We start from the raw sequence: 9,714 nt of genomic DNA, 5'->3' as shown, positions 1-9,714 counted from the left end.
CACGCCCGCCGTAATATGAAATGGGAGGTCTTCGGGCGTTCGTGTTCTCACCGCTAATGAGCAGGCCTTGCGAGTGAGGAGCGGATGACCACCATAGCGTGTGAATAGAGCATCAATTTCCTGATGACCACGGACACGAACACCCATACGCTTACCGAGAGATCTCACCATTTCAGCGATTTCATCTCGATTCATTGGTGCCAGCCATACGAGGCGTACGAGCTTGTAAAGGAGGTTGTCCTTGCCCTCGAGGAGAGGCCTTTCAAACAGTGCGGGGTCTACGCCTGCGCACAATAGTGCGAGTCGTTCTTGCTCTTGGATAACACTTCGCAGTTGGACGAGCGAACGGAAGAGCGCCCGAGCCTCATCGGTGTCCAGATTCGATCGGGGTGGAAAGGCTTGGTCTATCTCGTCCACGATAAGTACTACTGGTCTTTCAACGTGTTCGAGGAGGACTCGGATATCCTGAATCCACGACGCTGCAGAATCCGCAATGTCGATTCGTCGTTTGCCTTCTCGAGTTAAAGTCCTAAGACGTGGATGAACGGTCTCGTTGCCTGGTAATTTATGGACTCCGGCCCAAAGACCTTCTAATACGGTCGAGCGAAACTGTTCGGCCGTTATGATTTCACTCACGTCGACTCGGACTGTCGCGTTCCTCTTATCGTCGTCGCGGAGCGTTTCGAGGGCGTTGAGAAGTGAAGTCTTTCCGGCTTTCCGCAAACCAAAAATTCCAACTGAAATGGCCCGTTTTAGGTCATTTGCAATAGTCTCAATCTCTGCGTGACGGCCGTAGAAACCACTAGGGTCCCGCACCGGAGTCGCAACGTCAAAATGGTCAACAGTTGCGACAGATCGCGCAATAAGGGTATGAAGTAGGGGCGAATCGCCAGTTCGAATCTCATCCATATTTACCGCGATTATTGCCATTTCACCTGCCCGGCGTCGGGCCGTATCTTGTGCGGTTCCGTCTCGACTAACAAGTATTGCGAGGTCGGGCTCGACTCGCATGTCTCTCCGGACGCGCCCCTGAATCGCCGAGAGGGCGCGGGGGTGAACTTGTTCGTACTCTGTGTAAAGCACCTGAATCTCGCGCTCCAGCCCAAAGATCTTTTCTTGATGTTCAGGCAAAGTGACGTTGATCCACCACTGGGATGGAACTGAATCCTGCTGGAATTTCCAAACCCCAACGCCACTTCGGCGAAGAAACTGGAGGAAATCGTCGGCCCCTTCACTGGAACGCCGAAAACGCTCTTTATACGTCTCAAGTATTTGTTGATTGTGCGTTGTTCCTGCACGACCGCTAGGAGATTCCTTCATGTCCTGAGTGTAACCGGATACGCCCATCGCCAGTAAACCTTCAAACCCTTCCTTCCGCCTATCCGGGCAACGGATTGGATCGACGGTGATTGCAAATATTGCGACTCCTGCGCGATCAGCGGCCGGGCCATCTCAAAAACGTATAGTGAACAGCACGGACCGACTATGCGAGGAGATGTCGGGAGGGAAGAAATAACTAGTTGATTCTGGCGCTGTTTAGGCCCTGTCGGATGACTGATGCCCGCCGTCAGCCTTACAATGGACTGCACGAATTAAGGCACAGGTCTCGGCCGTTCGCGCCGAAAGGGTGAGTTGACATGCGCAACCGGGGCAATTCAAAGGTGAATGAACAAATGCTGGCAGCCGTGGAGGAAGACCCTGCCGGCCGGATTTGGTGCGAGGTGTGCGGCACCGATGAACACATCTTCATAGAATGTGCCCGCTGGCGGCGGCGCGGCGGAACCGGGTACTGGGACATCGACTACACCTGCACCAAGTGCGACAGCTTCTACGGCCACGCCGTCAAGGATGCGGACGTGACGCCTGCACTGATGGCCGCCCTGGCCGTGGCCGAGAACGGTGCGGCAGCGGGACCCGAAACCCAGTCCTAAAGCGAACCTTTTCAATGGCCCGCCTCGCGGGCCCTTCCCAACCCGGCCCCTTCCCAACCCTGCCCCGGGACCGGCTGTGCCTGGCAGCGGTACTTGGCAGCCGGCGTCGTGCCTTATCCCAGAAGCCCTGCCGGGGCATTCCCGGCCTAAACGGCTCTCACCATTCTGAGTGGTCTTATTCCAAAACGAAGTGGCTGCCCCGCAATACAGGGTGGTGTTTTCCCCAAACAAGTGATTAATGCCCTGGAAAGTGGGGTGTTCACCACTCGCGATCCATTGATCCTCATCTTCCTACCATGTTCAAGCGCTGCCGCGACTTTGTATCGCAGCGGACTTGACGGTATTGGATCAATTGAAATTTGGGGACATGACTGAAATCACCAGCCTGGCTGAAACCGGCACCCGCCGCCGCACCGTGGTGGCTGCCGCCGCCTGGAGCATTCCTGTCATCGCCATGGCCGTGGCTGCACCGGCTGCTTCGGCCAGCGGTACGGTCTGCGGACCTGACCAGCTGTACTCCCTGACTGCACATATCGGGGACCCGGACAGGGTAACCAGCATCTCCGCAGCCCCCGGGGTTTGGAAGATCCAAAAGGACTCCACACTTGGATACCCAATAACCTTCACCAACATGGGCCCTGCAACAATGCCCGCAGGCGGCAAGTTCCAGATTTGGATGCCAGTGGCATCAGTTGCCTCCGCCCACGGTGTTGCGGTGGGGGCCATGTGGACAAGCCTGACGGTGACCAGCCTTGACCCGGCAGTAGTGTTCTCGGGACCCGCAATCACTGACGGCGGCGTGGACGTCAACGGCTTCCAATGGAAGATCTACGAATTCACCCTGGACGTGCCGCTGGTTGCCAACCAGTCCTTCACGGTCAATTGCCTCATGGCAACCGGGCCGGCGACCGCCACGCCCGATTCCGGCACGACAAACTTCACGGTAAGCCTCAGGACCCGCGTGTACGCCGGCACCGCCATGTGCAACCAGGCGACTGCGGACTCGCTGGACGTTTCCGGAGCTTCGTTTACCCTTCGCTTCCAGTAGCCTGATCCTTGGGGCCGCTGTCGGTTGGCGCAGGGCGGGCACGGGCCGGCGGAGGCCAGGCACGGGCCGAGCGTGTCAGTGCATAAAGACCAGTACGGCAACCACAATCACGGCTACAGCCAGCACGCCAATGCCCACGTACTTCCACAGCTGTGAGCCTTCGCTGAAACGGTCTTTGTGCCTGAAATTCATTCCACGTCCCTCGGTTGAAATTGGCCCCCCAGCCAAGCCAAACTCTATTGCTTCTGGCTGGGAAAAGGCTGGCGGCGGCAGGTGTTCCCGCCGTGCATCAGCTGTTTAGCGCCACAACGGCGAGGAAGATCACGGCCACGGCCAGCAGTGCAAACATGACGTACTTCCACACTTGCGACTGCTCGTCGTAGCGGCTGTGGTGGTTCTTGAACATGGCGTTACTTCTTTCGGGTGTGGGCGGCGCCGGGGGAGCCGGCTTCATGTAGCGCGGGCCGGCCGGCCAAATAGCCCACCCTCAGGTCGGCCACAGTAAGGTCGCCGCACTTTCCCAGGGCCGGCAGCGCCCGTGCCGCCTGGTCCAGGTCTTTGCGCCGCAGCGCTTCGATCACTTGCTCCGCGCGGTGTTCCAGCCTCTCGGCGCCCACCATGTGGCTGGAGGAAAAAACACTCAGGGCCGAGTCCATGGCCCCTTCCAGGTCGTCCGCCAGAATGGTGCTTGAGAGCCTCCGGTACCGGGTGCCCCACATGTTCACGTACGTGCTGACAACCCCGTGGCAGGCTGCGGCATCACCGCCCAGGGACTCCTCCAGCCGGTGCAATTGTGCCAGGCTCACCAAGGGGCCGGAATTATGTGACATGACGTGCTTTCCTCCACCCTGTGTGTGCCGAATCCATTACCTTCAACAGTAGATTCGCCCGGCCCCGGAGGATACGGATATGGGGCCTTTTGGCCATATCCTGCGCGGATCAACAGCCAATCTTGAGCCAAAATTCAGCCTTGAGCCACGGCGGAAATTTTGCGCCAATCTTCGGCGGATCTTCCGGATTTATGGGCACCCTTCTTGAGGCGGATCCTGCACAGTTGTTCTCAACGGCGGGACCACCGCCATCCAAAGGAAAAGCACTACACATAAGGGGAACATCATGAACAAGATGGCAAAAGGCGCAATCGCAACCGGCTTGGGAGTCATCCTCCTGGTAGGCGGCGGCGGAACACTCGCCACCTGGAACCTGGCGCAAAACGCCTCGATGGGCAAGGTGGTCACCGGCGATCTCAACCTGGTCCCCAGCACCACCACCAGCGGCCAGGGCCAGTGGACCAACGCCGCCGGCACCAAGATTGACATCGCCTCCTACAAGGTGGTCCCGGGGGACGTCCTCACCTACACGCAGGACCTCACCGTAACCTTCACGGGTGATCTCATGGCCGCCAAGCTGGCCGTCACGGGTGCCGGCGTCAACAACGGTTTTGACCCCGCCACTGTCTCCGTCTCCGCCACCACGCTGACCAAGGGCACCCAGATCCTGCCCGGCACCGTGCTCCTCCCGGCCGATTCCGGCACGGTCCGCGCCTCCACCACCTTCACCTTCAACACCTCCACTGCTGGCCGCAGCGACGTGGGCGCCAACTACGACTTCAACGGCGTGGGCTACTCGCTGGTGCAGCAGGCCCCTGTTTCCGCCAACCAGTCCTAATTCCGCCATGAAAGCGGCGGGACTGATGCTGGTGGCGGTGATCCTGGGGCTGCTTGCTGTGCAAGGCAGCTACGCCCTCCGGAACACCGCCGCCGGCGGCGACGGCGTCCAAGGATCCTAACCGGATGGAAACAGGCCCCGTACCGCCATTGGCCGGGCCGGGCGCTTGGACCCAATCCGGCGAGCACGTACCCAGAGAAAAGGACTTCACGTCATTCAATTCTTATTGAATCCACTCTCACGCGTTCTAGTGAGCGGGCGGTTCACTAGAACAATGAGCAGTTGATTCAAGTCGACTTGAATGCTTTCCCGCGTGTTCCAGCAGAAGCGGCCTTCATTGGAATGCGGATCATCTCCGGGTTGGAATGCGAAAAAGTATCCAAAGGGATATAGGTGCGTATGCAATGGCAGTTGCACCGTCTGGAGCACCGCTGCTGGCGCCGGCCCGTCGAATTCTGGCTAGTGTCCGTGACCACAAGTACAGTGGAGGCATGGCTCTTGGGGAACTGCACGCGTTGGTTAATTCGACGTGCGCCCAGAGAGGGACCTTCTGGAAGTACGATCCGTTCCGATCGCGATCCTTCTGCACGACGTCGCAACGTGAAGGTGACCAATGGTTGTAAGACGATTTGAGGCTGAGATTCCAGATGGGACTCACCTTGACCGTTCAAGCGGCAGTGAAGGTGCACTTCGCGGCCTTCTGCGCAACGATAAGAACATACTCGTGGCGCATGCGGAGCTATTCCCGCTTGACGAAGACGAGGACGATTCGCCCAGCCATGAGTGTGCACCCAGCCATGAGTGTGCACCCAGCCATGAATACTTTCCCAGCCATGAGTGTGCACCGAGCCAGGAATGCGAGTCGTCGGACTCCGGTGGCGTAGAACTCGGCATAGTGCTCGCCGGCCTCGGACTCATCGGACTCACGGTTGGTGCGATTGCAATCGTCGGTGCTGCACGAGACAGGAAATTGCTGCACCGCGAGTTGGAGCGGAGCCAGATTGAGGCTCGCAGGGGCACGTATCAAGCCGCGATGGCCACCAATGCGCGGGCATTCGCGCCGGCTGGCTGGTATGACAGCGATTCCGGGCGTCAACGATGGTGGGATGGGCAACAGTGGACCGACCACTTCCGGGCTGACCCGCGCAGGACCCAGACACCCGCCGGATGGTACGACGATGGTTCTGGCCGTCAGCGCTGGTGGGACGGTCGCGGATGGACCGCACATTTACGAGCACGAGAGCACCGAGTGTCCTCCAGGCCCTCAGTGCTGTCCGGCGCTGCTCCGGTTGCTGCGCCCAACAACATGGCGGCAGCTATTGAGGGGCCCCGGCAAAGCATGAGTAGCACGGAATGGCAGAAGCGAGTTCGCGCAATGGTTCTCTCCAGGGCTTACAGCGAGGAGCAGTGGAGATTACTTTCCAATGCCCGGATTGAAGGTGCCGACGGAGCGCTTCTGGAGTGGCAGAACGAACTGAACAAGCTCACTGCCCACCAGTTCTTCGAACGGATGAACTACGCACTGGAGAGGAATCCTGCCCTTCACAGCGAGGCAATGAATTTCACCTCCCCTGGGTGGCATGACGATGGTTCCGGCAGGCAGCGGTGGTGGGATGGCCGCCAGTGGACTGAGCATTTGCAGGCGGACAGGGTCCGTGTTCTCGCTGACCGATCTACGGTCACACCTGCAGGATGGTATGACGATGGCTCGGGCCGTCGGCGCTGGTGGGATGGCCGCCAGTGGACTAAATATTCGGGGTAGCCATGCTGTCCCAACGATCAGGCCGCTTGCTGCTGAATCCCTATCCCTGGGGCATTTCGTCGCGATTGTTTTGAACGAAAGTCAGGCATTCACCAACGGTATCGGCAAGTTGCGGCTGTGTAGGGTGTGCCTCGCTTCGTGCGACCGCATGGTTCTTGCCGAGGGTTATCTGGCCGCTGACTTCGGCATCCAGCTGATCGCCCAGGGCTTTGGCAATTTCATGGGCCTGCGGGCTCCATTTTGCTCGGGCCTTGTTGGTGATTTCGCTATAGCTACGACTCGGCATGGGCTCTCCTTGGTAAAGCTACTGGCACCAGTATGTGGATCAGCGCATATTGGTGTCAAAGGGAAGATCCGTAGGTCGATCTCGATGTGGCGCTGCAGAAATCTGCCCCACTTGGATCACTTCAATCAATCGCTGAAACTTTCCCCGAAGCCTTCTAGCCCCAACCTTCCCAGGTCCTTGGCCCATCTTGAGCCAAAATTCAGCCTTGGGGACCGACTAAAATCCTGTGCCAATCATCGGCGGATCTTCCGGATTTATGCGCCCCCTTCCTGACGTCAGACCGGCGTAGTGGTTCCCAGTGGCGGGACCACCTGCCACCCAATTCACGCCACGGGGCAGGGGACCGTCACCGCCGGCGACTTCCGCGTCACCCTCAGCGACGCCCCCTCCGGGACCCGACGTCGCTCCACCCGTAACGGCTGGACCCCGATGGCCGGGGCGAATCGTTTGCGATGAAGTTTCCTGTCCCGTCGCATCCACGTTGTCAGTGGGATCTCATTCGGTGCATCCTCGCGGGCAATTTCGCGAAACCGGCGCCAGCCCGCGAACGCACCGGGAGGATACACCGCCCGTGCGGTTTGCCCCCGTCCGCGGCGCACCCGCCCGGGCGGGCTGCGGCTTGGCCCCGGTCTCGGCGCAGGCACCCCGCAACGGCGGAAAAATTGTGTCAATCTTCGGCCGATCTTCCGGATTTTTGAGCCGCCTTCTTGAGGTCAGCCCGGCATAGTTGTTCCCAGCGGCGGGACCACCTGCCACCCAATTCACACCAGGCAGGGGGAACACCATGAAAGCGGCGGGACTGATGCTGGTAGCGGTGATCCTGGGACTGCTGGCCACACAAGGCAGCTACGCACTCTGGAACACCGCCGCCGGCGCCGGCATGGGCACGGTCACCGCCGCCGACTTCCGCGTCACCCTCACCAGCGCCACCTCCGGCACCGTCACCGACATGACCCTCCCCAACGGCACGTCCGCCAGCCTCTCCTTAAGCACGACGCCGGCCGGCACCCTGGTGCCGGGGCGCCCGGTGTACGCCGGGGTCCAGTTGGGCAACGTGACAAATGCGGGCGGAGACTTTGTGCTCCGGGCCGCCGTCGCTTCCAGCCCGACGGCGACGGACGGCGGGAGCGGCCTGGCCGGCTACCTGACGGTCAAGTCCGTGGCCGCCGCCTCCGTGGCACAATGCTCCGACTCATCCCTCTACACCTCGGTCCTTCCCGCAGACCTGCCCTCCACCACCATCGCCAAGGGGGCCGCGGGGGTGTTTTGCTTTCAGGCGTCACTGGACGCTGCCACCCCGGCCAGCCTGTCCGGCACCACAGCCGGTATCAGCATTCCGCTCTCCGTTACCCAGCTCTAGCACGCAGCAGTACGCCCCACCATCGAATTTCTTGAAAGGACCAGACCATGACCACCGGACGCATTGCAGGATTCCTGCTATTCATTGTTGCCGCCCTGGCCGCGCTGGTGCTGGTGGTGGGGCCCGTTGCCACGGGCTCGCAGACGTACACCGTGCTGACCAACTCCATGGCGCCAAAGTACGCGCCGGGCACGTTCCTGGTAGTCAAGCCCGCGCCCTTCAACGAACTCAAGGTGGGGGACATCATCACCTACCAGCTGGAGTCCGGCAAGCCCGCCGTCATCAGCCACCGCATTGCTGCCATAGGCTCCACGCAGGCAGGGGAGCGGGTGCTCACCACCAAGGGCGACAACAACGCCCTGGCCGATCCTGCCCCCGTCCACGCGCCGCAGGTCCGGGGACGCCTGCTTTATGCCGTCCCCTATGTGGGATTTGCCGCCAACTTCCTGGGCCAGACCAACCGGGGCGCCGTGGTGCCCGTGCTGGCGGCCGGACTGATCGGCTTCGGCCTGCTCAACCTGGTGCAGGGCGTGCGGGGCCGGGCGAAGCGGCGTTCCAAGGACGGCTCAGCTTCACCCTCGCAGTCCGCGGATTCGGTGGACGCGCAGGTGCGGGCGTGAAGGGCCTGGCCGGTTCGAAGGCTGCCCGTCGTGCCGCCGTCGTCCTCTTCTTGGTGACCGTGCTGGTGGGCGGCGGCACCGCGGTGGCGTCAGCCAAGTGGCAGCAGCAGGCCACGGCCACCATGGCCGTCACGGCCGGAACGTGGGGACCGGCGGTGCAGTACGCCACCGTGGTCAGCGCACCCGTCATGGCCGTGCGGCCCGGGGCGGTAAACCCGGCCCTGGTCACGTGCGCGTCGGTGCAGCCGCAGCAATCGCTGAAGAACAAGACGAACGCAGACATCAGGTTTTCCTGGCTGGGCGTGCCCAATGCCACCGCCTACACGGTAACCCTGCAGTTCACGGGGACGGGTTACAGCTACAACACCACCACCTCCGTGACGGGGGCCTCCGCCGTGTTCACCCTGGACCGCACGGCGGCGTCCTATGGCAGCTATGTGCTGCGGATCCTGCCCGTCAATGGCGCCACCCCCGGCGACGCCAGCTACCGCAGCTACCTGTACTCAGCGGACAATTCCACCAACTGCTCCTACGCCGACCCCACCGGCCGGTCACCGCTGGGCCCTTTCACCGTCTCTTCTTCGCCCGTGGTGCGCTCCGCCACCACCTCCGCCCTGCCCCTTTCCTGGACGGCGGCGCCCGGGGACACCAGCTATGTGGTGAGCCTGAAGTCGCGGACCTCCAGCTACGGGGTGGAGTTCACGGCCACCGGTCTTGGTGCAACGCTGGTGTTCCCGCAGGCCGCCACCGATTCGGCCGGGAACCCCGTCAATCCGCTGGACCTGCTGGCGCCGTACTACGCCGACTACACGCTGCGCATCCAGCCCATGAACGGCACCACGGCCGGGGACCCCGTCTACAAGGTGGTGAGGTACTACTTTTTGACTGCGACGGTGGCCGATTCCTGAGGGTCCTGAGAACCGGTGGTTTTCCTAGGTATTTTCCGTATAAAAAGTGACACAGCCCACCAGTAGGGCCACTACCCACGGGTAATGGGGTTCAATGGAAGCAGGTGCCTGCTGGGGGTGGACGCCGAGTG

General features: G+C 61.2%; 10 protein-coding genes and 1 pseudogene. 8 read left to right on the top strand and 3 right to left on the bottom strand.

The window, feature by feature from the left end; genetic code table 11:
- The coding region (locus LPN03_RS13800) for an ATP-binding protein (RefSeq protein WP_262454658.1) at positions 1-1,320 on the bottom strand (1,320 nt) is incomplete at its 3' end.
- Positions 1,321-1,661: 341 nt separating this feature from the next.
- On the opposite strand from LPN03_RS13800, the gene LPN03_RS13795 reads away from it, so the two are divergent.
- The gene (locus LPN03_RS13795) at positions 1,662-1,931 is read left to right on the top strand and encodes a hypothetical protein (protein ID WP_262454657.1); all 270 of its coding nucleotides are present in this window, start codon (positions 1,662-1,664) and stop codon (positions 1,929-1,931) included.
- Between the two features lie 367 nt (positions 1,932-2,298).
- Positions 2,299-2,979, top strand: a complete 681-nt coding sequence (locus LPN03_RS13790) for a hypothetical protein (RefSeq protein WP_262454656.1) — start codon at positions 2,299-2,301, stop codon at positions 2,977-2,979.
- 410 nt (positions 2,980-3,389) lie between these two features.
- Here LPN03_RS13790 and LPN03_RS13785 read toward each other — a convergent pair whose 3' ends face one another.
- A complete protein-coding gene (locus tag LPN03_RS13785; protein ID WP_262454655.1) occupies positions 3,390-3,809 on the bottom strand; it encodes a hypothetical protein in 420 nt (139 codons plus the stop codon).
- 286 nt (positions 3,810-4,095) lie between these two features.
- Between LPN03_RS13785 and LPN03_RS13780 the strand changes: the two genes are divergently transcribed.
- From LPN03_RS13780 to LPN03_RS13770, 3 genes and pseudogenes are all read left to right on the top strand, one after another.
- A complete protein-coding gene (locus LPN03_RS13780; RefSeq protein ID WP_262454654.1) occupies positions 4,096-4,647 on the top strand; it encodes an alternate-type signal peptide domain-containing protein in 552 nt (183 codons plus the stop codon).
- Between the two features lie 613 nt (positions 4,648-5,260).
- A pseudogene (locus LPN03_RS20835) lies at positions 5,261-5,878 on the top strand (DUF2510 domain-containing protein); the annotation flags it as partial.
- Positions 5,879-5,986: 108 nt separating this feature from the next.
- Positions 5,987-6,409 carry a DUF2510 domain-containing protein gene (locus LPN03_RS13770; protein WP_262454659.1) on the top strand — a complete coding sequence of 141 codons (423 nt, stop codon included), beginning with the start codon at positions 5,987-5,989 and terminating at the stop codon, positions 6,407-6,409.
- A gap of 40 nt (positions 6,410-6,449) precedes the next feature.
- Here the strand turns inward: LPN03_RS13770 and LPN03_RS13765 are convergent, their stop codons facing one another.
- Entirely contained in the window at positions 6,450-6,695 is a 246-nt protein-coding gene (locus LPN03_RS13765; protein WP_262454653.1) for a hypothetical protein, read from the bottom strand.
- Between the two features lie 784 nt (positions 6,696-7,479).
- Here LPN03_RS13765 and LPN03_RS13760 point away from each other — a divergent pair.
- The 3 genes from LPN03_RS13760 to LPN03_RS13750 are packed head-to-tail and all read left to right on the top strand — an operon-like array spanning position 7,480 to position 9,583.
- On the top strand, positions 7,480-8,055 hold the full coding sequence (locus LPN03_RS13760; protein WP_262454652.1) for a hypothetical protein: 576 nt from the start codon (positions 7,480-7,482) through the stop codon (positions 8,053-8,055).
- A gap of 47 nt (positions 8,056-8,102) precedes the next feature.
- Entirely contained in the window at positions 8,103-8,675 is a 573-nt protein-coding gene (locus LPN03_RS13755) for a signal peptidase I (protein WP_262454651.1), read from the top strand.
- Positions 8,672-9,583, top strand: a complete 912-nt coding sequence (locus LPN03_RS13750; RefSeq protein WP_262454650.1) for a hypothetical protein — start codon at positions 8,672-8,674, stop codon at positions 9,581-9,583. The genes LPN03_RS13755 and LPN03_RS13750 overlap by 4 nt, the downstream gene beginning before the upstream one ends.
- Positions 9,584-9,714 lie beyond the last annotated feature (131 nt).

The sequence above is a fragment of the Arthrobacter sp. A2-55 genome (assembly GCF_025548615.1).
GTDB lineage: Bacteria > Actinomycetota > Actinomycetes > Actinomycetales > Micrococcaceae > Specibacter > Specibacter silviterrae.
Note: the sequence above shows the minus strand (reverse complement) of the source record. Positions and strands in the feature narration are given on the sequence as shown.